The following is a 25,261-nucleotide window of genomic DNA, read 5'->3' on the forward strand; positions in this document are numbered from 1 at the left end:
AGGTCCGCAATGTCAAGCATGGCGACAGTGGCGCCGAAGACCCGCGGGGGCCTGCTCGACCCCCGGCAGTGGCTCGAGTCCGCCCCCGCCGCGTTCCGCAAGCTCGATCCCCGCGTCATGTGGCGCAAGCCGGTCATGTTCGTCGTCGAGATCGGCGCGGTGTTCACCACCGTGCTCGCCTTCGCCGAACCGAGCGTCTTCGCATGGCTGATCACGGTGTGGCTGTGGCTGACCGTGCTGTTCGCGAACGCCGCCGAGGCCATCGCCGAAGGCCGCGGCAAAGCCCAGGCCGAGAGCCTGCGCAAGGCCAAGACCGACACGATCGCCCACCGCCTCATCGCGCCCGGGAGCGACCGGACGCCCGAGGCCGAGACGGTCGAGGTGCCCGCGCCCGAACTGGTGCGCGGCGACCTCGTCCTGGTGACCGCCGGGCAGGTGATCCCGGGCGACGGCGACGTCGTGGCCGGCATCGCCTCGGTCGACGAATCCGCCATCACCGGCGAGTCCGCCCCGGTCATCCGCGAATCGGGCGGCGACCGCTGCGCGGTCATGGGCGGCACCGGAGTCCTCTCCGACTGGATCGTCGTCAGGATCACCGCCGAGCCCGGCAAGTCCTTCCTGGACCGCATGATCGCGCTCGTCGAGGGCTCGGAGCGGCGCAAGACGCCGGGTGAGATCGCCCTCGACATCCTGCTGTCGGCCATGACCGTCGTCTTCCTGCTGGCCGTGGTCACCATGCAGCCGGTCGCGATCTTCTCCAAGGACTTCATGGCCGCCTCGCCCGACACCGCCGTCCTCGACGGCGACGGCGTCACCGGCATCGTCCTCGTCTCGCTCCTGGTGTGCCTGATCCCCACCACGATCGGCGCGCTGCTCAGCGCGATCGGCATCGCCGGCATGGACCGGCTCGTCCAGCGGGGCGTGCTGGCCATGTCCGGGCGCGCCGTCGAGGCCGCCGGCGACGTCGACACGCTGCTGCTCGACAAGACCGGCACCATCACCTACGGCAACCGGCGGGCGAGCGCCTTCCTGCCCGTCCCCGGCGTGGCGGGGCGGCGCCTCACCGACGCCGCGCAGCTGTCGAGCCTGGCCGACGAGACCCCCGAGGGCCGCTCCATCGTCGTGTACGCCAAGGAGGCGCACGGGCTGCGCGAACGCCGCACCGGCGAACTCGCGCACGCCGACTGGATCGAGTTCACCGCCGCCACCCGCATGAGCGGCGTCGACCTCGGCGCCGCTCACACCGGCGACGGCGCGGTCCGCCGCATCCGCAAGGGCGCCGCCGCGTCGGTCGCCGCATGGGTCGCGGCCCGCGGCGGCGACCCGAACCCGCGCGTCGACGACCTGGTCGAGGAGGTTTCCGCCTCGGGCGGCACACCGCTGGTCGTCGCGGAGCACCGCGACGGCGAGCCGGCCGAGGTCCTCGGGGTCGTCCACCTCAAGGACGTCGTCAAGGAGGGCATGGCCGAGCGCTTCGCCCGCCTGCGCTCCATGGGCATCCGCACCGTCATGGTCACCGGTGACAACCCGCGCACCGCCGCGGCCATCGCCGCCGAGGCCGGCGTCGACGACCATCTCGCCGAGGCCAGGCCCGAGGACAAGATGGCGCTCATCAAGTCCGAGCAGGACGCCGGCCGCATGGTCGCCATGACCGGCGACGGCACCAACGACGCGCCCGCGCTGGCGGCCGCCGACGTCGGCGTCGCCATGAACACCGGCACCTCGGCGGCCAAAGAGGCCGGCAACATGGTCGACCTGGACTCCGACCCGACCAAGCTCATCGAGATCGTCGCGATCGGCAAGCAACTGCTGATGACCAGAGGGGCGCTCACGACGTTCTCGATCGCCAACGACATCGCCAAGTACTTCGCGATCATCCCCGCGGTCTTCGCGGCCGTCTACCCGGGCCTGGACGCGCTCAACATCATGCGCCTCGCCAGCCCCGAATCGGCGATCGTCTCGGCGGTGGTCTTCAACGCGCTCGTCATCGTCGCGCTCGTGCCCTTGGCGCTCAAGGGCGTCGCCTACAAGCCGGGCTCCGCCACGTCGCTGCTGCGCCGGAACCTCCTGATCTACGGCCTCGGCGGCCTCGTCACGCCGTTCATCGGCATCAAAGCCATCGACCTGCTGGTCGCGCTCATACCAGGAGTGGCATCATGATCCGTCTTCCACGCTGGGCCTCCCGGCACCTGGCCGCGCTCCGCGCGCTCGCCGTCCTCACCGTCGTCACCGGCGTCCTCTACCCCCTCGCCGTCCTCGCCGCCGCCCAGCTCCCCGGCCTGGACGACCAGGCCGAAGGCTCGCTCATCTATGACAGCGACGGCGACGTCGTCGGCTCCTCGCTCATCGGGCAGTCCTTCACCGACGGCGACGGCGAGGCGCTCCTCGAGTACTTCCAGCCGCGGCCCTCGGCCGCCGGCGACGGCTACGACCCGCTCGCCTCCGGGGCCTCCAACCTCGGCCCCGAGAGCGTCGTCGACGCCCTGCCCGACCCCGCGCTCGGCTGGGACGGCGACGAGAACGCCGCCAAGAGCCTGCTCACGCAGGTGTGCGAGCGCAGTTTCGCGATCGGCGAGCGCGAAGGCGTCGACGGCTCCCGGCCGTACTGCACGCCCTCCGGCGGCACCGCCGTCGGCGCCGTCCTCGGCGTCTACCGCTCCGAGGGCACCTCCGGCGAGGTGGTGCGGGCGGTCAGCCTCAACGAGGAGTGCGGCACCGTCGAGGCGCCGTTCATCGCCGCCTACGGCGGCGCCCGCGTCGAGTGCGCCGCCTACGGCGAGGACCACTCGGCCGCCGTCGTGACCCCGATCAGGGGCGAGGCCCCAGCGGAGCCGGCCGTCCCCGCCGACGCGGTCACCGCCTCGGGCTCCGGACTCGACCCGCACATCAGCCCGGCCTACGCCGAGCTCCAGGCCGCCCGCGTCGCCGCCGAGCGCGGCGCCGACGAACGGGCCGTCCTCCAACTCGTCGAGGAGCACACCACCGGCCGCTTCCTCGGCTTCATGGGCGAACCGGCGGTCAACGTCGTCGAGCTCAACGTCGATCTCGACCGGGCGTTCCCGCTCACCTGAGCGAGGGGAACGGTGGCGGCCCCGCGGACAAGGGAGGATGCTAATGGCTGTGACACGCGGCCAGCTTCGGATCTACCTCGGGGCCGCCCCGGGCGTGGGGAAGACGTTCGCGGCGCTCGAGGAGGCGCACCGGCGCGCCGGGCGCGGCACCGACGTCGTGGTCGGCTTCGTCGAGACCCACGGCCGGTCCGCCACCGCCGCGCTCCTGGAGGGGCTCGAGGTCGTCCCGCGCCGCACGCTCCACCACCGCGGTGCCCCGTTCGAGGAGTTCGACGTCGACGCGGTCCTGGCGCGCGCGCCCGCGGTCGCGCTCGTCGACGAGCTCGCCCACACCAACGTCCCCGGCTCCCGCAACGCCAAGCGCTGGCAGGACGTCGACGAGCTCCTCGACGCCGGGATCGACGTCGTCTCCACGGTCAACATCCAGCACCTCGAATCGCTGGGCGACGTCGTCGCCGCCATCACCGGCGTGCCGCAGCGCGAGACCGTCCCCGACGAGGTCGTCCGCCGCGCCGACCAGGTCGAGCTCGCCGACATCACGCCCGAGGCCCTGCGCCGCCGCATGCTCCACGGCAACGTCTACCCGCCCGAGCGGGTCGACGCCGCGCTGTCGCACTACTTCCGGGTCGGCAACCTCACCGCGCTGCGCGAGATCGCGCTGCTGTGGCTGGCCGACAAGGTCGAGGACCAGCTCGAGCGGTACCGCGCCGACGAGGACATCACCGCCGTCTGGGAGTCGAAGGAGCGCGTCGTCGTCGCCCTGTCCGGCGGCGCCGAGGGCGACACGCTCGTCCGCCGCGCCGGGCGCATCGCCGCCCGCTCCGGCGCCGAGCTCAAGGCGGTCCACGTCGCCTCCGGCGACGGCCTGACCAGCGCCGACCACGCCCGCAACCTCGCCCGCCAGCGGCTCCTCGTCGAAGACCTGGGCGGCACCTTCCACCAGGTCGTCGGCGACTCGACCGTCGAGGCGCTCCTGGAGTTCGCGCGCGGCGCCAACGCCACCCAGCTCGTCCTCGGCGCCTCCAGGCGCGGCCGGCTCGCGCAGCTGGTCTCCCGGGGCGTCGGGGTCACCACGGCCGCCAAGTCCGGGCCGATCGACGTCCACCTCGTCACCCACGAGCGGGTCGCGACCGCCAGGCGCGCCCGCTCCGGCCGCGGCGTCATCGGCGCCGGGCGGCGCCGCCTCGGCTTCGCGCTGGCCGCGCTCGGCATCCCGGCGCTGGTCGCCGCCCTGATCCCGCTGCGCGGCGAGCTGTCGCTGACCACGCTCATGCTGGTCGTGCTCACCGCCGTCATGGGCATCACGCTGACCGGCGGCATGTGGCCCGCGCTGACCGCGGCCCTCATGGGCTTCTCCCTGCTGAACTTCCTGTTCACCGAGCCCTACCACCACTTCAAGGTCTACGACCGGGAGCACCTCATCGCGCTCTTGGTGTTCGTGGCGCTGGCGCTCGGCGGGGCCGCCGTCGTGAACATCTCGGCCGCGCGGGCCCGGCTCGCGGCCCGCGCCAGCGCCGAGGCGCAGACCCTCGCGACCCTGGCCGGGAACGTCCTGCGCGGCGGGAACCGCCTGGCCGACCTGCTGGAGCAGTTGCGGGAGACGTTCTCGCTGGAGTCGGTGACGCTGCTGGAGCGGACCGGGCCCGGCGCCGGGCCCGCCGAGCGCCGCGACCCGAGGCTGTGGCGGGCCGTCGCCTGCGCCGGGGCTCCGTGCGCGAGCCCCGGTGAGGCCGAGAACGACCTGCCGGTCGACGACGAGCTGACGCTGGCGCTGCGCGGCCACACCCTGGAGGCCGCCGACCGGCGCATCGCCCAGGCGTTCGCGATGCACGCCGCGGCCGCCCTCGAACGCGAACGACTGGAACGCCAGGCGGAGGCGGTGCGGCGGCTGACCGACACCGACAAGCTCCGCACGGCCCTGCTGGCGGCGGTCTCGCACGACCTGCGCACCCCGCTGGCCTCGGCCAGGGTCGCCGTCGGCAGTCTGAAGTCCACAGGAGATCTGTTCACCGCCGAGGAGCGCGCCGAACTGCTCGACAGCGCCGACGCCTCGCTGGCGCGCCTGACCGGCCTGGTGGACAACCTGCTCGACATGAGCCGCCTCCAGGCCGGGGTGCTCGGCGCCGACCCGGTGCCGATCGCGCTCGACGAGGCGGTGCCGTGGGCGCTCGACGAGCTCGGCGAGGCCGCCGCCGACGTCCAGCCGCAGGTCTCCAGCGAACTGCCCGAGGTGGTGGCCGACCCCGGCCTGCTCCAGCGCATCCTCGTCAACGTCATCGGCAACGCCCTGCGCTACAGTCCCGCTGGCCGCCCGCCGCGGATCACGGCCGGGGCCCACTCGGGCGCGGTGGAGCTGCGCGTCATCGACCGCGGGCCGGGCGTGCCCGACGAGGAGCACGAGCTGATGTTCACGCCGTTCCAGCGCCTCGGCGACCGCGACAACACCAGCGGCGTCGGCCTCGGCCTGGCGCTCTCGCGCGGCCTGGCCGAGGCGATGGGCGGCACGCTCGCCCCCGAGGCCACGCCCGGCGGCGGCCTCACCATGGTCTTGGCGCTGCCCCTGGCGGCGAACGACACTGAGGAGGCACGGTGATCAAGGTCCTGGTGGTCGACGACGAGCCGCAGATCGCGCGGGCGCTGCGCATCAACCTGACCGCCCACGGCTACGAGGTGCGCACCGCCGCCGACGGCGCGGGGGCGCTGCGGGCGGCCGCCTCGGCCGCCCCTGACGTGGTGGTGCTCGACCTCGGCCTGCCCGACATGGACGGCGGCGAGGTCATCGCCGGGCTGCGCGGCTGGACCGACGCGCCGATCATCGTCCTGTCGGGCCGGGCCGCCAGCGCCGACAAGATCGCGGCGCTCGACGCCGGAGCCGACGACTACGTGACCAAGCCGTTCGACGTCGGCGAGCTCCTGGCGCGGGTCCGGGCGGCGACCCGCCGCCGCGGCGGTGACGCCGAGCCGGCGGTCGTGACCTTCGGGGAGACGAACGTCGACCTCGCCGCCCGAACCGTCCATAAGGGTAATGCGGAGGTCCGCCTGACGCCCACCGAGTGGCAGCTGCTCGAGGTCCTGCTGCGCAACCCGGGCAAACTCGTCGCCCAGCGCCAGCTGCTGCACCAGGTGTGGGGCCCGGGCTACGACCGCGAGACGAACTACCTGCGCCAGTACATGGCCCAGCTGCGCCGCAAACTCGAGGCCGACCCCGCCCGCCCGGCCCACCTGCTCACCGAGCCCGGCATGGGCTACCGCTTCCGGCCCTGACCGCGCCGAGCGGAGCGCGCGAGACGGAAGCCCAGGTCGTCGATCTGGAACGTGGACATGCTGCGCCGCCGCACCGAGGCCCGGCAGCTCCAGTGCTCGTCGAACCACCCGCCGCCGCGCAGCACCCGATAGGTGCCGTAGACCTCGGGGTCGTAGAGCTCCCAGCACCACTCCCAGACGTTCCCGAGCATGTCGTACAGGCCCCACGGGTTCGGCCGCTTGCCGCCGACCTCGTGGATCCGCTCCTCGGAGTTGCCGCGGTACCAGGCGATCTCGTCGAGCTCGCCGTACCGCGGGCCGGTGGTGCCGGCCCGGCAGGCGTGCTCCCACTCGGCCTCGGCGGGCAGCCGGTACCCGTCGGCGTCGTCGTCGAGCCCGATGGCGTCGTCCGTCTCGGCGCCCTCGCCGCCGAGACGGTAGACCGGTGCCAGCCCTTCGCGTTCGGACAGGGCGTTGCAGAACCGGACCGCCTCCCACCAGGAGACGTTCGTGACCGGCAGCCGGGCGCCGCGCACCGTGCTCGGCCAGGCGCCGGTGACGGCCGCGTACCGCGCCTGCGTCACCGGATGGGCTCCGAGCAGACACGCCTCGACCGCGACCGTCCAACTGCGCTCGGTGCGCTTGTCCGCCAGGGTCACCCGCCCCGCGGGGACGGGAATCATCGCCATGTCCGCATCCGTGTCCATCGGCGGCGATCCTACCGGTCGCCCGGTCGGCGGCCGGCGCGTTCGGCCCCGGTGCGACCGGGCGCTCAGCTGTAGTGCTGGAAGTGCGGCCACAGCTCGCCCCAGGCCTCCACGGGGCCGCGGCAGACGCCGACGGTGCGGCCCTGCTCCTCGTTGTCGACGCCGATCCCGTTGTCCAGGGTCGCGGCGGCCTCGCAGTCCTCGAAGAAGCCCTCGACGCGCGGCAGCGGTATGCCCACGGTGACCACCACCGTCGCCGTCTCGGGCGGCGGCCCGTAGTGCCGGAGGTGGTTGTGTCCGCTGTAGACCTCGGGCAGGCCCCACGCGTCGCCGTAGCGGTCGACCGCTCCGGCCTCGCCGTAGTTGGAGGCGATCACGACCGCCGACGCCGCGTCGGCCTCGGGCAGGCCCTGATAGACCTCGCCGATCTGCTCCACGTACGCCTGCCAGCCGAGCTGGTCGGGCAGCGAGGAGTTGACCTCGGGCAGCGGCGTCTCGCCGAGCCGCTCGGCGGGCACCAGCGGCAGCCCGATGACCGCCGAGACGGCCGTGTTCAAACCCACGGCCCCGATCACCGTCCACTCGCGCCACCTGCCGCGGCGCATCCACTCGGCGGTCGGAACGCAGCCGATCGCGAACAGCGCGATGACCAGCCCCAGCGGGTAGTACATCTGCCCGCCCGCGATCAGGACGATGACCAGCAGCACCGGATAGGCCACCGCGAGCGCCCGCGCCCCGCGCCAATGCGGGCGGCGCAGCAGCGCGATGACGCCCGCGATCCAGATCGGCGTCATCAGCGCCAGGAGCACCGGCTGGAACGGCAGGAGCTCGACCCGGGCGTCGGGCCCCTTCGTCTCGGCGATGACCGAGGCCATCTCCAGTTGCGGCCAGCCGTTGAGGGCCTGGTAGAGCAGGTTCGGGGCGCCGATGAGGAGCGCCAGGCCGACGCCCGCCCACAGGTGCCCCGACCGCAGGACGCGCCTCGGGCCGACCACCAGGAGCGCGACGGCGAGGCTGATCAGGAGCAGCACCACCAGGTGCTTGTTGTACAGGCCGACGCCGACCGCCGCCCCGGCCGCGAGCCACCAGCGCGGGTCCGCGCGGCGCAGCGCGCGGGCGGTGAACAGCAGCACCGCGGTCCACACCGGGATGTCGACGGTGGCCGTGGCGAGCATGTGCCCCATGGAGACCGAGACGCCCGCGAAGGCCAGGCCGGCGGCGCACACGGTCTGCGCGCGGGGCCCGCCGCCGAACTCGCGGGTGATGAGGACGGCCAGCCACAGCGTCGCGAGCATGCACAGCATCGCCGGAACCCTGAGGGCCCACAGGGAGTCGCCGAAGACGGCGATGGCCGCCTGCGCCAGCAGCGGGGTGAGCGGCGGCTGGTCCACATAGCCCCAGGCGGGTTCGAGCATCCGGAAGTACAGCTCGTCGCGGTGGTAGTCGTACCTGGAGGCGGTCGCGGCGTACACCGCGGTCAGGACGAGGGCGGTGACGGCCAGCGGCGGGCGCGCCACGCGCGGCAGCGCCTCGGGGGTGCGTTCGGTCATGTGGGCCTTCGGTTCTGGTCGGCGGTGACTTCGGGCGGCCGCCGGAGGGGTGGCGCCGCCTCGATCATTCCGCGGCTCGACCGAAAGCGCAAGCCCGCTCCGATGAGGACGTCACCGCGCACGCGGAAGGGCCGCGGGCGGTCGGCCCGCGGCCCCCGTCCCACAGGAGCGAGGCGTCAGCCGGCGTTCACGGTCAGGCGGCTCGGGTTGCCGTCGAAGGCGGCGCCCGACTGGTCCGGCGCGCCGTCGGGGGTGACGTCGTCGTAGGGGAAGGCGTAGCCGATCGGCGAGTTCGCGTGGACGGCCCGGGAGTAGTGGTTGGTGACGGGGTCGAGGTAGAACTCGTCCACGCCTGGGCCGTTCGGCTGCTCGGCGTGGCTGTGGATCGTGCTGCGGTTGAACGCGGCGGCGATGCGCGCGAGCAGGCCCTTCTTCTCCTCGGAGTCCGAGGGGATGTTGGCGAACGGCCCGTGGTTGCAGGTGAAGACGTCCCACGAATTGGGTTTGGCGAAGGTCGAGCCGTCCCCGAAGACGAGCACGTCGCCTTCGACGCGGCCGGTGAGCACGCCGCGCCCGCCCTGGAGGTCCACGTTCAGGTCGGTGCCGCGGTAGTGCTCCCAGACCCGGTCGGCGTAGCCGCTCCAGTAGTCGGCGAACGGCATGTCCGGCTGCCCGAGGGCGGGCGCCATGAGGTTCTGCGGCGACATGACCCGCAGGATCCGCCCGCCGTCGTCGCGCATGATCAGGCGGTCCCACGGCTGCCCGTCGGCCTCGGCCTGGCCGGTGAGCTCGGCGGCGATCGCGTCGACCGCGCCGGCCGGGAGCGGTGCGACGCTGCGGTCGCCGTCGCCTTGGAGGCGCAGGCCGATCGGCAGGGCCGTCACGAGGTCGACGTAGCTGATGTTGACGAACAGCTGCACGTCGTTGAAAGTGAACTCGCAGAACGAGACGACCTTGCCGTAGTTCGAGTCCGCGGGGTTGTGCAGCGCCGGTTCGACGAGCGCGGGGCCGGGGTTGACGTAGAAGTCGAGGGTGTCCTCGCGGACGAAGTAGATGCGGGCGCCGTACATCCGCGGCAGTGTCACGACCACCGGCCCGGAGCCGGGCGCGCCGAGCGGGATCGAGGCGTCCACGGGGAGCGGCGTGGCCGGCCCGGGCGGCTCCTCGAGGTAGTAGGGGCCGCCGCTCGCGCGCAGCAGTATGAAGCGGTCGGTGCCGAACTCGCGCCCGGTCACGTAGGCGTTGACCGCGGCGTCCGAGTCGTTCACGAGCGCGAGCTCGCAGGTGGCAGGGGCGGCCGAGGCCGGGGGAGCGGCGGCGCCGCGCCACCAGGCGGTGCCCGCCGCGAGGGCGCCGGTCGCGGCGGTGGCGGTGATGAGCGTTCTTCGTGAGACCATCGAAAACCTCCAAGCGAAGCCCCCTAAAACACACCAGAGGGCTGGAATTCGGAAGAGATTAGCATGGTTTCTTTAAAGATTAAAGGGGCAATTCCGTATATACGCGCTCACGGGACGGCATCCCACCAGGCGATCAGTCCGATACGAAATCGATTCCAGTCAATGCCACCGCCCGATGGCGGGCGAGGCGCTCCGCCTGCTCCGCAACGGCGTCTCGCAAGGCCGCCGACATCCCGCCCCACGGCCGGACCGCGACGGTGAACTTCTTGCCCGCCTTGCGGGGCCGCCACGTGCCGGCGACCTCCCCGTCGACCAGGACCGCCCCGGGCCGCCCCAGGACCGGCCACAGCTCCTTCGCCCGGGCCTTGTCCGGCACCAGCGTGGCGCGGTCCCTGGCCTGGAGGAACAGGTCGTAGGGGCCGAGCAGCCGCGTTCCCTCCGCCTCGGCCGAGCGCAGCGCCGCCTCGTCTTCGGCCAGCGCCCACCGGGCCTCGCCGTCGACGCGCACCTCGACCGTGTCCTCGGGCCAGCGCGCCTTCACCTCCTTGACCGTCGAGTCGAGGAACTCGGCCACGTGCTTCGGCGTGGCCGGGCCGAGCAGCCGCAGATACGAGCGGACCAGGTCGAAGCGCTCGTCGGCGGCCGCCTTCGCGAAACCGGGCAGGGGCCGCAGCACCGGCGGCGACGTGCCCGGCTCCAGCTCCAGCCCCGCCCGCAGCGCGCCCAGCCGGAACGGCTGCTCGTACATGTGGATCGCATCGCACGGCCGGCAGAAGCGCAGATACGGCTCCGGCAGCTCCTCGGCGAGCCGTCCCGAGAGCTCGCCCTTCACCGTCGGCTCGGTGACGATGGCGCGCATCCGCGAGGCGACCTCGTCCAGCGCCTCCACGATGCCGATGCCCGCCGCCTTGAGCGGTTTGGACGCGTCGAAGACCCGCTTGGCGGCGTCGGCCTCCGAGTACGGCTCGAGGGCCGCGGCCACGCGCCCGGCGTCGCCGCGCCGGTACAGATGCGGCGCCCCCCGCAGCGTCCACAGCAGGACCAGCTCCTCATCGCTCACCGCGGCGACGTCCACGCCGCGCAGCGCCAGCGCCCAGCGGGCGCCGTCGGGGCCGGTGTCCTGCACGCCGAAGTCGAGCACGGCGGTGTCCGCCGGCGTCCCTCCGCCGTCCCTGTCGAGCTGCTGAGCGCCCATGCGGAAGCGCAGGACCCGGTGTCGATCGATCATGCCGGTACGGTAGCGCGCCCCGCCGACACCGGGCCGAGGAAAACACGGTGGCGCTCCGCCACGGCCCTTGATACCTTGTGCGCGCGTCACCGGACGACCGGGGCGCGGACACAGGAGGTACTTCCGATGCGGGACGCCGTCACTCACCAGCGCTGAGCGGCGGTGCCGGATTCCGGTCGCCCGTTCGGCTCGAATCCGTCCATCCTCATCCGCCCCGGAGGGCCCTGTGTTCCGCCGTCTCGAAGACCTCGCCGACCCTTTCCAAGCCGCCGACGACCGCGCGCCGACCGCGGGGGTGTGGGCGTTCCTCGCCCGCAATCTGCGGCCGCTGCGCCGCATCGCCGCCATGAGCCTGGCGCTCAGCGTCGTCAGCGCCGTGCTCGAAGTCTGGCTCATCTACTACGCCGGCCGCCTGGTCGACCTGCTCGCCGCCACCGACCGCGACCGCTTCTGGCCCGAGCACGGGACCGAGCTGGCGCTCGTCGCCGTCCTGCTCCTCCTCGTCCGCCCGCTCGCCTGGCTCGGCCGCGAGGCGCTCGACGACATCGCCTTCCGGCCCAACGCGCTCACGCTCGTGCGCTGGCGGGCGCACCGGCACGTCCTCGGCCACACCGTCGGCTGGTTCCAGAACGACCTGTCCGGGCGCACCGCCATGCGCGTGCGCGAGCTCGGCACCGCCGCCACCGGGGCCGCCTACGTCGTGATCCACACCCTCTCGTACGTCGGCGTCTACATCGTCTGCTCGTTCGTGCTGGTGTCCTCGGTCGACCCCAGCCTGATGCTCCCGCTCCTCGCCTGGGTCGGGCTCTACGCCGCGCTCATGGCCTACGCGGTGCCGCGCTTCCGCGACACCGCCGAGCGCCACCAGCGGGCCGACTCGGCGCTCACCGGCCTGATCGTCGACACCTACGCCAACATCGACGTCGTCAAGATCTACGGCGGCGGCGACCGGGCCGAGGACCGCGAGCGGTTCGCGGCCGCCCGCGCCGCTCACATCGGCATGCAGCGCTTCGAGGTCACCATCAACGTCGGCATGACGGCGCTGGGGGCGGTCCTCATGGCCGGCCTGGTCGGCTACGCGCTCGTCCTGTGGAGCGAAGGCGAGGCCCCGATCGGCCTGGTGGCCGCCGCGGTCGCCCTGACCTTCCAGATCAGCGGCCAGGCCGCATGGCTCCTGGACGCCGTGGCGGACCTGTTCGGCAGCCTCGGGGCGGCCCGCGAATCGCTGCGGACCGTCGGCGTCCCGCACGAGGTGGACGACACCGGTGCGGCCGAACTCGCCGTCGACGGCGGCTCGATCCGCCTGCGCGGCGTCAGCCACCACTACGGCAAGGGCTCGGGCGGCCTCGACGACGTCTCCCTGGAGATCGCCGCGGGGGAGCGGATCGGCCTCGTCGGCCGCTCCGGCGCCGGCAAGTCCACGCTGGTCAACCTGATCCTGCGGTTCTTCGAGGCCGAGCGCGGCACCATCGAGATCGACGGCCAGGACCTCTCCGAGGTCACGCTGGAGAGCCTCCACCGCCACCTCGCCGTGGTCGGGCAGGACGCCGTCCTCCTGCACCGCTCGGTGCGCGACAATCTCACGCTCGGCCGCACCGATCTCACGCGGGACGACATCGACGCGGCCGTCCGCAAGGCGGCGGCCGACGCCTTCGTGCCCGGCCTGCGCGACCAGGACGGGCGGTGCGGCTACGACGCCCTCGTCGGCGAGCGCGGCGTCAAGCTCTCGGGCGGCCAGCGCCAGCGCATCGCGCTGGCCCGCGCCATCCTCAAGGACGCCCCCATCGTCGTCCTCGACGAGGCCACCTCCGCCCTGGACTCCGAAGTGGAGGCCGCCATACAGGAGACGCTCCACCAGGTCATGGAGGGCAAGACCGTCATCGCGATCGCGCACCGGCTCTCCACGATCGCCAGCCTCGACCGGATCGTGGTCCTCGACGAGGGCCGCATCGCCGAGCAGGGCACGCACCAGGAGCTCATCGCGCGAGGCGGCCTCTACGCCGCGCTGTGGGCGCGCCAGTCGAACGGCTTCATCGCCTGAGCAACGCAACCATCCCTATTGGATTTGATGGAGAGAACGCGAGAGTGTTTGCAGTAGCATGTTGCCTCAACGTCGGCATGGACGAGTGGAGGCGCCGTGGCGCAGTACTATCAGGCCGTCCTCCGCGACGGCGGCGACAAGCTCGGGCCGAGACTCCGCCGATGCTTCGCCGCCTGGGCCTCTGTGGACGATGACGGCTCGGCCCGCCTCGAGCGCTCCCGCGGCCGCACCCGCGTCTCCTTGGCCGACAACGACGTCTGCGGACGCTACACCGTCGACATCCCCACCGGCGCCGGGCGGCTGCGCACCACCGCCACCTGGGCCGAGGCCAAGCGCCGCGCCCACAACTGGGTCACGGTCACCGTCGAGGGCGAGCTGTCCTCCGACGCCGAGCCCGTGCGCGCCCCCTCGCTGGTCCCCGCCTTCCTCCGGACCGGGCGGGCCGGCGACGGCGCGGTCCCGCTCGAAGCGGCGCCGCACCTCGCGGGCCGCGACGAGATCGACCAGCTCACCGGCTGGCTCGCCGACCCCGCCCGGACCGTCCCCGTCACCGTCCTCACCGTCGACCGCGCCGACCCCGAGGTCATCGCCTCCCACGCCGAGCACCTCGCCGAAGCGCTCGCCGGCGTCGCGGTCGTGGTGCGGCTCTTCGACGTCCAGACCCAGGACCTGCTCAACGAGCGGCTCGGCGAGGCGCTCACCGTCTTCGGCGGCGGCCTGCGCACGTACATGCCCGGCCTCGACCTCCGCGCCGATCCCTACCCGCCGCGCCACCCCGTCCGCGGCGGCGGCGCCATCCGCGACCAGGGCGCCCGCGCCCTGGGGGTCGTCATCGACGGCGTCATCGAGCACGCCGTCCGCCGCCCCCTCCCCGCCGACGTCCGCCAGGCCGACGCCCGCGTCTCCCGCATCCTCGCCGGGGAGGTCGGCCCCGAGCACCTCCACGCCGCCCCGCCGAGCCCCGCCGAACTCGCCCGCCCCCGCGGCCTCGAAGTCCCCGCGCGCCGGGCCGCGAAACCTCCGGCCGCCGAAGCCGAACCGACGCCCGAGCCCGACGAGCCGGCCGAGCCGATCCCGCCCGAGGCCGTCGCGCTCATCGCCGAGCGCGTCTCCCAGCAGGTCACCGACAAGCTCGCCGACGGCATCCTCGAAGCACTGGTGGACATGGCCCGCGGCGGCGACTCCGAGACCACCCGGCTCATCCGCGCCATGTCGGCCCACCTCGCCGCGCTCATGGGCGCCATCGAGGAGGCCGAGCTCATCGGCGACCGCGCCGCCCGCGACGACCGCCGCAAACGCGAACTCGAACGGCTCCGCAAGGACTACGACCAGCTCGAGTTCGACTACGGGCTGCTCCTGGACGAGGAGCGGCACGCCCAGGAGCGGATCAGATGGCTCGAGGGCCGCCTGGCCGAACACGCCGACCCCGTCTACGGCGTGGACGAGCCCGGCGAAGTGTGGGAGGCGGGCAGCCTCATAGAGGTCGTCGCCCGCGCCCGCGAGACGCTCAGCCGCGTCGACCTGCCGGAGACGCTCGACGCCGACGTCGCCAAACTCGACGTCACCCACCCGCGGATGCGCCGCCGCTGGACCGGCAAGGCCTGGGACGCGCTGCGCGCCCTGGACGCCTACGCCACCGCCCGCGCCGAGGAGCGGTTCACCGGCGGCTTCTACGACTGGTGCTCCCGCCCGCTGCCGGGCCGGCCCGCCATCTCCCCGAGCATGGTGTCCATGAAGGAGTCCGACAGCGTCACGGGGCGGCCGAAGTTCCGCGAGGCCCGGACCTTCCGCGTCCCGACCGCCGTCGACCCCTCCGGGCGGCTGTACATGCCCTCGCACATCAAGCTCCAACGGGTCGGCAACCCCGCGCCCCGCATGCACTTCCTCGACGACGCCGGCGGCGCGACCGGCAGGATCTGGATCGGCTATCTGGGCGACCACCTGCCCAACACGCGGACCAACTGAAATCGCGGCGACGACGCGCCCAACGGCGCGCCGACCGTTTTTTGTAGGGTCCGACATCCGGCCTCCGCTTACCCGTGGAGCTGTGTCGCTTACGAAGCCGCGCCGCCCGGCGGGCCCTGGTGCGGAGTCGACAGACGCGGCCCTCGCGAAGCGGCCGGATCGCCTTGCGCGTGTTTGACTTCGGTGAACGCGATGCCTAGATTCCTCCTCATCCCACCAACATTCATCACTCTCTTGGGAGGAACCATGGTCTGCGACAACCGGACTGCGGTCGGATCCGCTCGGCTCTCGCCCCGCGAGGCGGTCAGCCACTCCTGCTATTTCCTCAACATCCTCACCGGTCGCAAGCCGCTGCTCGGCGCCGAGAGGCTCGCCACCCGAAACGGCTGGGCGGCGTTCGCGAAGGTGCGCCGCCGCATCCCGAACCGCTTCCGCAGCGTGCGAGTGGGGCGCACGGCGTGCCCGAGCGACCGCGTCGTCGAGATCGTGGCCTTCGTGGAGGACGGACGGCACCACCAGGCGATGACGTTCACCTTCCGCGCCACCGCGGCGGGCTGGCGGCTCGACGACTGCGAACTGATCGACACGAACGGACGCCGCCGCGCATGAGCACCGGATGACGGTGGGGCCGCGCCTTCCGGCGCGGCCCCGCGAGCCGTTCGGCGTCCGCGCCGTCGGCCCGCCACCGCGGCGCGCGGCCTCGGTAGGCTCGGGAGGGAACGAGGAGGAGACCACGATGCGGGGAATGCGGCGGTACTCGCGATGGATCGCGTTGGCGGTGGTCATCGCCATGGCCGCGCCGTTCCTCGCCCAAGGCCTGGGCGCGCTGCTCTCGATCGAGCCGGTGTACGTGGCCGCGGCGCTCCTGGCCGCCACCGTGCTGGCGATCGTGCTCATGGCCCGCCCGCGGGACGACGAAGAAGAGGACTGAGCCGCCTCGGCCGCGCCGCCGACCCGGCGGGTGCCCCGGTCCGGGCGATCGCCGCGACCGTGCCCACCACGGCCGTCCGATGGGCACCGCCCCGCCGACCACCGGACGCCGCATTCGCGGCGGCCGCGGCAGGAGCCCAAGCCACGGGACGGCCCCTAAGCGATCCGCCCGTAGGCGTGCAAGGTCGTCAGCCTCGAATACGTCAGATGGCCGCCCCACTCGTGCCGCACCAGCGGCGTCCACATCTCGAAGTTCGGCGCCCAGCTCCCGTCGTCCTGCTGCGCGTCGACCATCGCGTCCAGATGCAGGTCGATGTCCGCGTCGGTGAACAGGCGGCGCGCCAGCGCATCCGGCGTCGGCGCCACGTCGAGCGGGGAGTGGACGTGGCCCGGCGCGTCGGGGTCGAGCGCCACCGTCGCCAGCAGGGCTTCGCCGAGCCGCTCGAACTCCGCTTCGGCCCGCGCCCGGTCGGGCACCCGCTCGAGGAACGCGAGGACGCACAGGGCCTCGTACGCGCCCGGCTCCGAGGCGGTGGCGATGCGGTCCCAGCAGAACTCGACGGCCCGCTCCAGCCACGGGTGCTCCACACCGTGGGCGAGCAGGAGCCCGGCGATCGGCCCGGTCGGGTTGAGCGAGCCCGGAGCCGGGTCGCCCTCCGGCTGCCACCACGGGGCGCGCTCGGTCTCCACGACGTTCGGGAGCACCCACGGCACCCCGCCGTCCTCGGCCGTGTGCGCGGCCAGCCAGTCGCAGGCGGCCCGGACCGAGGGGTCGTCGAAGGCGTCGAGCTCGTCGAGGACCCAGAACGCCATCTCCACGCCCTGCGGCTGGCCGCCGGAACCGCGCAGGTCCGGCTCGATCGCGTTGCCGAAACCGCCGTCCGGGTTCTGGTAGCCGCGCAGGGCGTTCAGGATCGGTTCGGACGGCCCGCCGTGGAAGCACCGGGCGAACCGGAGCCGGTCGATGAGCCTGGCGTTGAGGACCATATAGCGTTCGGCCGCGGCGAACGCGTCCTCGGTGAGCGTCTTCATCTGCGGAATCCCCTCGGTTCGATGCGGTGGATCCGCAACCGTACCGTCCGGGACCGACACGTGGGCTGCCCCGATGGAACAGCCCGCCCCCGAAGGCGAACGAAGCAACCGCGCGGCCGGGCTCGGCTCCCGAAGGAACCGAGCCCGGCCGCGCCGAAGACCGGAGCGCGGGGCGGCTGCACGGTGGCCGCCCCGCGCCCCGACCGCCTACGCGTACGGATCGTCGTCGTCGTCCTCGGGCGATCCGCCCCAGACCTCCTCCTCCTCGGTCATCCACACCTTCCGCTCGCGGTCCTCGTCCTCACCCGGGCCCTTGCCGCCCGCGCCTCCGGCGGGGACCACTCCGGTGGCGCCCATGCCGCCTCGCCCGGCGGCACCGCCGCCGAGGCCGCCGCGTCCGGCACCGCCGAGGCCGCCTCCGCCGCGCCCGCCGCCGGCACCGGAGCCCGAGCCGCCACCGGCGCCCAGTCCGCCGCCGCTGCCGCGGCCGAGCGATCCCGATGAGCCGCCGAGCCCGCGGCTCGTCGTCCCCGCCGGACGGTTCGCCCCGGTGCCCGCGTTGATCGGGTTCTTGCCGCCGCGTCTGGTGCTGGGCACCAGCCCGCCGCCTCCACCGCCGATCCCGATGGGCCCGCCGCCGAGACCGCCCCCACCGAGACCCCCTCCGCCGCCGATCCCGCTGGGAGGGGCGCCCGTTCCGCCCAGGGGCCCGCCGCCGCTGGCGAGACCGCCCGAGACGTCCTCGGGGTCGGGCGGGTTCGCGGGGTCCCATGGATTGGCCGGGTCCAGGTCGCCGAGACCGCTGCCGGGGTACTGGGAGGGCGGCAGACCGCCCCCGCCGGGATTGACTCCGGTGAGGTCGCCGGGAGGCTGGCCGCCGAGGTTGTCGGGGTCCTCCAGGCCGGAGCTGAACGGGTTCTCCTCGCCCAGGCCACCCGGGCCGGAGCCGCCGGGGTACTGGGACGGCGTCAGACCGCCGCTCCCGGGGCCGCCGCTGCCGAGGCCGCCCGGGCCGCTCCCGATGTCCTTCAGGTCGGTCGGGCCGGTCATGCCGTCCAGCCCGCCTCCACCGCCGATGTCGGGCATCCCCCCGCCGCCGCCGGTGTCGAGCCCGCCGCTGCCGGGCATGTCGGTCATGCCCTCCTCGAAGGTGGTCGGCTCGCCCTGCCCGGCGTCGGGCTCGATCTCGGTGACCTGGGCTTCGACGTTGCTGTGCCGCTCGGTCACGTCCTCATTGATGATGGAGGCCTCTTCTTCGAGCTGCTCGGACCCCTGCGCCCCCATCGCGACCAGCTCCTGGTCGGCGTACTCGTCGGCCTTGCTCTGGGCGAGCGCTTCGCCCTTGAGGCCGTTCTCCTCGTAGTCGGGGTTGTTGTTGAGGTACTCGATCCACCGGTCGTAGGTGCGCTGGCGGCCCTCCTGGACCTCGTCGACCACGGTCGGGTCGAACCCGGCCATCTCGACCGCGTGCTTGATCTCGTCGTTCTCCTCGATCACGCAGGACTTGAAGAAGGGCGGCCGGATGTGGATCCGGTGCGAGCCGCAGCTCGTGCCCTCCATGTAGAACTTCGGCGCCGGATACGCGCAGGCGGTGCCCCCCTGCTGCTCGAAGATCTCGATCTGCTTGGTGTCGAGAAGCTTGATGACCCCGTCGGCGCCGTCCTCGCCGCCGATGTCGTTCTGGATCGTCCGGCAGTTCGCGATGACGGTCTCGAGCTGCTCCTCGAAACCGTCGTAGTCCTCGCCCTTCCAAGCCGAGGACAGCGCCACCAGGCCCTGCTCGAGCTTGGGGCCGACGATCCGGAACTCCTCGTAGAAGTCGGTCCACTCGTCCCTGATGGTGTCCAGGGCGTAGTCGGCCTCCGGCTGGGGGCGGATCGAGGAGACCATGCTCTGGATGGTCTTCCCCTCGGGGAGCATCATGGTGCCCTCGCGGGCGGCGCGGATGTTGTTGATCTGCGTCGCCTGCGGGACCGCCGACATGAGCTTGACCCACGCCGCCTCGGCCGGCTCCTCCTGCTGGGCGGTGCACGAGTCGGTGCCGCAGTGCGGCTTGACCGTCAGATCGTTGGCCGCCTCCTGGTACTGCGAGGAGGACTGGCCTTCGGCCAGGTCCCCGTACTCTTCGCGCTCGACTTCAGGTGCTTCTTCGGTCATTGCCGTTCCTCGTTCTCGGCTGGCTTCGGGATGTCCGACCGGATCCGCGGCGGGCGGCCCCGGTCGATGGCTGGTGCCGTGGTGCGGGGGTACACCGTCGTGCGTCTCACTGTCCGCCGGTGAGCTCGGACTCGTAGTCCTCCAGTTCCGAGGCGGAATCCTCGTCGGCGTCGGTTGCGAGTGCGGCGGAGTCGTCGAGAGTCCGCATGATCCCGCTGAGCGACGCGCGGAGGGTCTGCAGGTTCTCCCAGGTCGTCTGGTGGAAGGTCTCGTAGTTCGTTCGCGCGGTCACCGAGGCGTCGAGCTGCCCGAAGGCGGGGAGCCTGCCGAGCGCGTTCCCGTTCTTGAGCCTGGGGATGATCGTGTCGATGTGGTCCAATTGCTCTTGGACGAGCGTGCGGTATTCGTCGAGGGCTTCGGGATCGAGCTCTCTTGCCATTGGTCGCCAATCTGTGTCAGAGTGCGGCGGGCCGTGCCGGATCGGCCCGCCAATGTAAATCTGTTGAGGACAGATAATCGAGTGCCTGATCGATCAGGAGCGGAGCGCGGTCTCGGTGACCTTCCACCCGAGGGCCTTCCGCCCCGCCGCGAAGGCGCGCCTGTCGGGCACGGCCGAGGGGAACGGATACTCCATGGTGGACTTGACCGCGGCGGGTCGGCTCGTGCTTCTGGCGCGTCCGACCAGCGGTTCGGGCTCGGCGCCGTTGCCGCTTCCCGGGGCGTTGTTCTGGAATCGCTCCCAGGTCTGGATCGCGGCCTCGAGTCCCTCCGAAGCCGTGGTGCGCAGGGCGGGATGCGCCGACGCGGCGCTCCGATCGCTCCTCGACGCCGCCCCTTCCTCGTCGGGTTCCGACTGCGAGCGCTGCCGGTCGGGAGACGCGAGCGGACCCCGCTCGCGGAGGCTGTCCCGCGGCCCGGTCGGTGCCGTGAAGACCTCGTCGAGCGGCGGCTCGGCTTCGACCGTGGGGGCCGAGCCGGCGGTGACCGCGACGGTGGCGTTGCCGCAGGCGAGAGATCGCTCTCTGGAACCTTTGTCGGTCAACAGAGCTCCTGACGAAGTGGGATCGGAATCAGATAGACGCCAACATTATGCAGACTTTCCATATCCGGGTCGGTACGGACTCATCTGCACGGTATGTACTCGACTGGACACGTTCATGCCATGGGGTGTGTCCTGAAGTGCGAATACGCACGCAAATTACTCCGATGTGGACAGACTGATGTTCGACATCGGGTGCGCCGGAATGTGAAGCATTAGACAGCATTCATTGATTCCGCAACCGAATCGCAACGGAGAATTCATATCGGAAGGCGTTGTAGTTCAGCGGTGCCGCCGGGCGGCGGGCCTGTCGATGCGGCCCCGGTCGGCCGGAACCCTGTGCCGGTCCTTATCGTTCGGAGGCCTTCCGGAATGCGGCGAGCACCTCGGGGTCGAGCAGCACGAAGCGGATGTCGGCGATCGAGGAGGAGGCCGAGGCCACCGTCTCGAGCGCGATGCGGGCCGCCGAATCGGCCGGCCAGCCGTAGACGCCGGCCGAGACGGCCGGGAACGCGATCGAGTCCGCGCCGAGGTTGTCGGCCACCGCGAGGGACTGGCGGTAGCAGGAGGCCAGCAGCTCCGAGCGGTCCTCGGTGGGGGAGTAGACGGGGCCGACGGTGTGGATCACCCAGCGCGCCGGGAGCTTCCCGGCGGTGGTGGCCACCGCCTTGCCGGTGGGCAGACCCCCGCCGTACTGGGAGGCCCGCAGCTGACGGCACTCCTCGAGGATCGCCGGCCCGCCGCGCCGGTGGATCGCCCCGTCGACGCCGCCTCCGCCCATGAGTGATGAATTGGCGGCGTTGACGATCGCGTCGACGCGCTGCTCGGTGATGTCACCGCTGATGATCGATATCCCCATACCCGCATTGAAACACGAGGCCGCGGCCGCCAGGCGCCGCCGCGCGTTTCGGGCCACGCGGCGGCGGAGACGCGAACCGGCCGCGCCTACCAGCGGTGGTGGACCAGCGGCCGGATGAATTCGTCGTAGACCGCGGCCACCTCGGCGTGGACCTCCTCCGACAGCGGCGCGAAGCCGGCCGCCGCCGCGTTCGCCTTCGCCTGGGCGGCGTTGCGGGCGCCGGGGATGACCACCGAGACGCCCCGCTGGTCGAGGATCCACCGCAGCGCGAACTGCGCCATCGTCATGCCCTCGGGCACCAGCGGCCGCAGCCGCTCCACGGCCGCCAGGCCGGTCTCGTAGTCGACGCCGGCGAAGGTCTCGCCGACGTCGAAGGCCTCGCCGTGCCGGTTGAAGTTCCGGTGGTCGTCCTCGGCGAACCGCGTCCCGGCGTCGTACCTGCCCGACAGGAGCCCCGAGGCCAGCGGGACGCGCGCGATGACGCCGACCCCGGCCTTCTCGGCGGCGGGCAGCACCGCTTCGAGCGGCTTCTGCCGGAACGGGTTGAGGATGATCTGGACGCTCGCCACGTTCGGACGGCCGATGGCCGCGAGCGCCTGCTCGCACGTCTCGACACTGACCCCGTAGGCGCGCATCCGGCCCTCGGCGACCATCGCGTCGAGGTCGTCGAAGACCGCCTCGGAGTGGTAGACCGGCGTGGGCGGGCAGTGCAGCTGCACCAGATCCAGCGTCTCGACGCCGAGATTCGCCCGCGAGGCGTCGTTCCAGGCCCGGAAGTGCTCGGGGCTGTAGTTCTCGGGCAGCTGCTCCATACGCCGTCCCATCTTGGTGGCGACGGTGATGCCCGGGTGCCGTCGCAGCAGGGCGCCGACGAGCAGCTCGGACCGGCCGTCGCCGTAGACGTCGGCGGTGTCGAAGAAGCTCACGCCCGCTTCGACCGCCGTCTCCAGGGCGGCGTTCGCGTCGCCCTCGCCCACCTCGCCCCAGGACGCGCCGATCTGCCAGGCGCCGAAGCCGACCGCGCCGACCGCGACGGGAGCGCCGTCGGTTTCGCCCGCTCGGGGCGCCGTGCGAGTGATCAGTGTCCGCTCTTCCATGCGCCGAGCATAATGGGCATGGGACCCCGCGGGGCCGCCCGATGGCCGCATCGCCTTCGAAGGCCGGTGACCGGCTTCATCTAACCCATTTACAAAGGTGTCGGGCCGACGTACGCTTCCATCATGAAATCCACCTCGCGCGACATCCGCATTCGCAATTGCTTCTCTGTGCTCAGGCATCTCATCGCGGAGACGCCGACGTCGCGCCAGATCCTCGCCCGCGAGACCGAGCTGTCCGTCGCCACGGTCTCGAACCTGGTGTCCGACCTGATCGAGCTCGGGGTCGTCGTCGAGGTCGGGCGCGAGGAATCGGGAGGCGGCAGGCCCAGGGCGCTCCTGTCGCCCAACACCGGCGGCGGCGTCCTGATCGGGGTGGACGTGGCCGAGACGTACGTGCAGCTCGAGGCCTACGATCTCGGCCTCTCCGTGCTCTGGCGGGTGGACGAGCGCCTGGACACCGCCGAGAACACCCCCGAGCAGGTCCTCGGCCATCTCATCGACGGCATCGAGGCCGTGCGCGAGCGCTTGGGGGACCGCGAGGTGCTCGGGCTCGGCGTCAGCCTGCCCGGCCAGGTCGACGTGGCCGGCGGCGTCTCGACCTTCGCGCCGAACTGGAACTGGCACGACGTGCCGTTCCGGGACCTGCTGGCCGAGCGGTTGGACCTCGACGTCCCGATCTACCTGGACAACCCCCTCAAGACGGTCACGGTCGGCGAGCTGTGGTTCGGCGACGGCCGCGGTGTCGACCGCCTGGCCGTGGTCAACCTCGGCACCGGGTGCGGCGTCGGGCTGGCCTTCGAAGGGAAGCTCTACCGCGGGGCGACGAACTCGGCGGGGGAGTGGGGGCACACCACGCTCGACCCCGACGGCCCCCAGTGCCGCTGCGGCTCCAAGGGATGCGTCGAGGCCTATGTGGGGGCTCCGGCGATCCTGCGGCAGTGGGGCGAGCGGGACGAGCGCGCCCTCGACGGCTCGCAGTCCGAGGCGATGGCCGCGCTCGCCGCGGCCTGGGAGGCGGGGGATCCCGCCGCGGTCCGCACCGTCGAGGCGGTCTCGCGGCAACTGGCGGCGGGCGTCGCGAACCTGGTCAACCTCGTCAACCCCGATCTCGTGGTTCTCATAGGGTGGGTCGCGCGCGTTCTCGGGGACGGGCTGATGCCCGAACTCGAGCGCCGCCTTCCCGAACACGCGATGGAAGCGCCTCTCAAGGCGCTGCAACTGAAGCGGAACAGCCAGCAGCGCAACATGGTCTGCCTCGGAGCCGCCGCCCTGGCCCTGGAGGGCCACCTCAACCGCATCAACACCGTGGGCGCCCGCGCCCGCCGCTGAAGGCCCGCCTCCGCGCACGCGCGGAGACCACGACCGAGGGACGCGGCTCCGAAACCCGCCCCGCTCCTCGGGCGGGATCGGGCGAACGCTCCCGTCGGTCTTCGCCCCGTGCCGTCGTCTCCCGCCTCGGACGCCTGCTGGGAGCCCGGTGGGAGCGCGTCTCCTGAAGACCCTTACTTCAACCCATTGACAAAGGGGGTTCACTCCCGCAAGACTGATGAGGAATCGACGAATATTGATTCTCCGCTGCGGCGTCGACCATGACCCGGGGTCGCACGGAAACCCTTCCGACCTCTCGACGTAGCGAGGAGCACGACATGGTTGCTTCAGGCAACACCCGCTTTTCGAAGAACGCGCTTGCAGCGACGGCGTTGAACCGCCGCCGAATGCTCGCCCTCGGCGGGCTCACCGCCGGAGCCGGAGCACTCGCCGCCTGCGGATCCAACACCGGACGGGGCGACGGCGACGGCGTCAACCTCTCGCAGTGGTACCACCAGTACGGCGAGGCCGGCACGCAGCAGGCCGCCGAGAAGTACGCCGCGGCCTACGAGGACGCCAACGTCACCATCAACTGGGTGCCCGGCGACTACGACACCGCCCTCTCCTCGGGACTGCTCGCCGGCGAGGGCGAGGCCCCCGACGTGTTCGAAAGCCACCTCAACCGCTCCATGGTCGAGAGCGGCCAGGTCGTCGCGCTCGACGACCTCTACGAAGGCGTCCTCGACGACTTCACCGAAGGCGACCTCGCCCGCAACACGATCGACGGCAAGCTCTACGGCATCCGCATGATCGACGACCCGCAGTTCCTGTACTACCGGCCCTCCCTCCTGGAGGCCAAGGGCGTCGAGCCGCCGACCACCTTCGAGGACCTCATGGCCGGCTCGGCCGAACTGACCACCGGCGACGTCAAAGGGCTGTTCCTCGGCAACGACGACTCGGCCACCAAGCTGTTCCAGCCGATCGTCTTCTCGGCTGGGCAGACGCTCCTGACCGAGGACAACCAGATCGGCTTCGACAAGGACGCCGTCATCGCCGGCGCCCTCCAGGTCAAGGAGCTGCACGAGTCCGGTTCGCTCCTCATCGGAGCCCCCACCGAGGCCTGGGACCCGACCTCGATCATCCAGGAACTGTGCGCGATCCAGTGGTGCGGCCTGTGGGCCATGCCCCAGATCATCGAGGCCCACGGCGAGGACGTCGCCATCATCCCCTTCCCCGGCTTCGGCGGCGGCACCCCGACCGTCTTCAACGGCGGCTGGTCCACCTTCGTCAACGCCAAGTCGCCCCACGTCGAGGAGGCCAAGGCGTTCACCAAGTGGCTGTGGATCGACCACGAGGAGTTCATCCAGGACTGGTGCCTCTCCTACGGCTTCCACATCCCGCCGCGCCTGTCGATGCGCGAGAGCGCCGAGGCCCTCGCCGACGGCCCCGCCGCCGAGGCCGTCCGCATCTCCGAGGAGTACGGCTGGGCCGAGAACCCCAACTGGACGCCCACCATGGAGACCGCGGTCGACGACATGATGACCAACATCGTGCTCGAGGGCAACGACCCCGAGGCCGAGTTCGACAACGCCGTCGGCACGATCCAGACCGAGCTCGACAGCATCTTCGGATAGGCG

At 72.2% G+C, this 25,261-nt stretch carries 20 protein-coding genes; 10 read left to right on the forward strand and 10 right to left on the reverse strand.

All coding sequences use genetic code 11. From position 1 onward, the window contains the following. The first annotated feature begins 9 nt into the window (after positions 1-9). From kdpB to YWW_RS0119125, 4 genes are read left to right on the forward strand one after another with little or no spacing between them, the layout of a single operon-like run. Positions 10-2,160: a potassium-transporting ATPase subunit KdpB gene (kdpB, locus tag YWW_RS0119110; RefSeq protein ID WP_026931367.1), complete on the forward strand. Its 2,151-nt coding sequence runs from the start codon at positions 10-12 to the stop codon at positions 2,158-2,160. After that, on the forward strand, positions 2,157-3,071 hold the full coding sequence (locus YWW_RS37835) for a potassium-transporting ATPase subunit C (RefSeq protein WP_211228620.1): 915 nt from the start codon (positions 2,157-2,159) through the stop codon (positions 3,069-3,071). The genes kdpB and YWW_RS37835 overlap by 4 nt, the downstream gene beginning before the upstream one ends. A 49-nt stretch (positions 3,072-3,120) precedes the next feature. Then, on the forward strand, positions 3,121-5,664 hold the full coding sequence (locus YWW_RS0119120) for an ATP-binding protein (RefSeq protein WP_026931369.1): 2,544 nt from the start codon (positions 3,121-3,123) through the stop codon (positions 5,662-5,664). Next, the gene (locus YWW_RS0119125; protein WP_026931370.1) at positions 5,661-6,335 is read left to right on the forward strand and encodes a response regulator; all 675 of its coding nucleotides are present in this window, start codon (positions 5,661-5,663) and stop codon (positions 6,333-6,335) included. Before YWW_RS0119120 ends, YWW_RS0119125 begins: the two co-directional genes overlap by 4 nt. Here the strand turns inward: YWW_RS0119125 and YWW_RS0119130 are convergent. The 4 genes from YWW_RS0119130 to YWW_RS0119145 form a co-directional block, all read right to left on the reverse strand. After that, positions 6,317-7,021 carry a formylglycine-generating enzyme family protein gene (locus YWW_RS0119130; protein WP_026931371.1) on the reverse strand — a complete coding sequence of 235 codons (705 nt, stop codon included), beginning with the start codon at positions 7,019-7,021 and terminating at the stop codon, positions 6,317-6,319. The two genes, YWW_RS0119125 and YWW_RS0119130, sit on opposite strands and share 19 nt — an antisense overlap. Positions 7,022-7,086: 65 nt before the next feature. Beyond that, positions 7,087-8,571 carry a glycosyltransferase family 39 protein gene (locus YWW_RS0119135; protein ID WP_035704722.1) on the reverse strand — a complete coding sequence of 495 codons (1,485 nt, stop codon included), beginning with the start codon at positions 8,569-8,571 and terminating at the stop codon, positions 7,087-7,089. 176 nt (positions 8,572-8,747) lie between these two features. Then, positions 8,748-9,968, reverse strand: coding sequence for a glycoside hydrolase family 64 protein (locus YWW_RS0119140; RefSeq protein WP_026931373.1), 1,221 nt, complete (start codon positions 9,966-9,968; stop codon positions 8,748-8,750). 133 nt (positions 9,969-10,101) lie between these two features. Beyond that, a complete protein-coding gene (locus YWW_RS0119145) occupies positions 10,102-11,196 on the reverse strand; it encodes a winged helix DNA-binding domain-containing protein (protein WP_026931374.1) in 1,095 nt (364 codons plus the stop codon). Positions 11,197-11,422: 226 nt separating this feature from the next. Here YWW_RS0119145 and YWW_RS0119150 point away from each other — a divergent pair, with 226 nt between their 5' ends. From YWW_RS0119150 to YWW_RS36115, 4 genes are all read left to right on the forward strand, one after another. After that, positions 11,423-13,237: an ABC transporter ATP-binding protein gene (locus YWW_RS0119150; RefSeq protein ID WP_026931375.1), complete on the forward strand. Its 1,815-nt coding sequence runs from the start codon at positions 11,423-11,425 to the stop codon at positions 13,235-13,237. 96 nt (positions 13,238-13,333) lie between these two features. After that, positions 13,334-15,202, forward strand: a complete 1,869-nt coding sequence (locus tag YWW_RS0119155) for a hypothetical protein (RefSeq protein ID WP_026931376.1) — start codon at positions 13,334-13,336, stop codon at positions 15,200-15,202. Between the two features lie 246 nt (positions 15,203-15,448). Continuing rightward, entirely contained in the window at positions 15,449-15,811 is a 363-nt protein-coding gene (locus tag YWW_RS0119160) for an Rv3235 family protein (protein ID WP_026931377.1), read from the forward strand. Between the two features lie 127 nt (positions 15,812-15,938). Continuing rightward, on the forward strand, positions 15,939-16,133 hold the full coding sequence (locus tag YWW_RS36115; protein WP_155830270.1) for a hypothetical protein: 195 nt from the start codon (positions 15,939-15,941) through the stop codon (positions 16,131-16,133). Between the two features lie 155 nt (positions 16,134-16,288). On the opposite strand, the gene YWW_RS0119170 is transcribed toward YWW_RS36115, so the two are convergent. From YWW_RS0119170 to YWW_RS0119195, 6 genes are all read right to left on the reverse strand, one after another. After that, positions 16,289-17,164, reverse strand: coding sequence for a hypothetical protein (locus YWW_RS0119170; RefSeq protein WP_026931379.1), 876 nt, complete (start codon positions 17,162-17,164; stop codon positions 16,289-16,291). A 207-nt stretch (positions 17,165-17,371) separates the two neighbouring features. Continuing rightward, positions 17,372-19,321 carry a hypothetical protein gene (locus YWW_RS34315; RefSeq protein ID WP_026931380.1) on the reverse strand — a complete coding sequence of 650 codons (1,950 nt, stop codon included), beginning with the start codon at positions 19,319-19,321 and terminating at the stop codon, positions 17,372-17,374. Positions 19,322-19,427: 106 nt separating this feature from the next. After that, entirely contained in the window at positions 19,428-19,760 is a 333-nt protein-coding gene (locus tag YWW_RS0119180) for a hypothetical protein (protein WP_026931381.1), read from the reverse strand. Between the two features lie 93 nt (positions 19,761-19,853). Then, positions 19,854-20,363, reverse strand: a complete 510-nt coding sequence (locus tag YWW_RS0119185) for a hypothetical protein (RefSeq protein ID WP_026931382.1) — start codon at positions 20,361-20,363, stop codon at positions 19,854-19,856. Between the two features lie 346 nt (positions 20,364-20,709). Further along, on the reverse strand, positions 20,710-21,219 hold the full coding sequence (locus tag YWW_RS0119190; RefSeq protein WP_026931383.1) for an O-acetyl-ADP-ribose deacetylase: 510 nt from the start codon (positions 21,217-21,219) through the stop codon (positions 20,710-20,712). A gap of 86 nt (positions 21,220-21,305) precedes the next feature. Continuing rightward, positions 21,306-22,316 carry an aldo/keto reductase gene (locus tag YWW_RS0119195; RefSeq protein WP_081687586.1) on the reverse strand — a complete coding sequence of 337 codons (1,011 nt, stop codon included), beginning with the start codon at positions 22,314-22,316 and terminating at the stop codon, positions 21,306-21,308. Positions 22,317-22,439: 123 nt separating this feature from the next. Here YWW_RS0119195 and YWW_RS0119200 point away from each other — a divergent pair, with 123 nt between their 5' ends. Together YWW_RS0119200 and YWW_RS0119205 are read left to right on the forward strand one after the other, a co-directional pair. Beyond that, a complete protein-coding gene (locus YWW_RS0119200) occupies positions 22,440-23,645 on the forward strand; it encodes an ROK family transcriptional regulator (RefSeq protein WP_035700828.1) in 1,206 nt (401 codons plus the stop codon). Positions 23,646-23,962: 317 nt separating this feature from the next. Beyond that, on the forward strand, positions 23,963-25,258 hold the full coding sequence (locus tag YWW_RS0119205; RefSeq protein ID WP_051326038.1) for an ABC transporter substrate-binding protein: 1,296 nt from the start codon (positions 23,963-23,965) through the stop codon (positions 25,256-25,258). Positions 25,259-25,261 lie beyond the last annotated feature (3 nt).

The organism is Glycomyces tenuis DSM 44171, assembly GCF_000427885.1.
Lineage (GTDB): Bacteria > Actinomycetota > Actinomycetes > Mycobacteriales > Micromonosporaceae > Glycomyces > Glycomyces tenuis.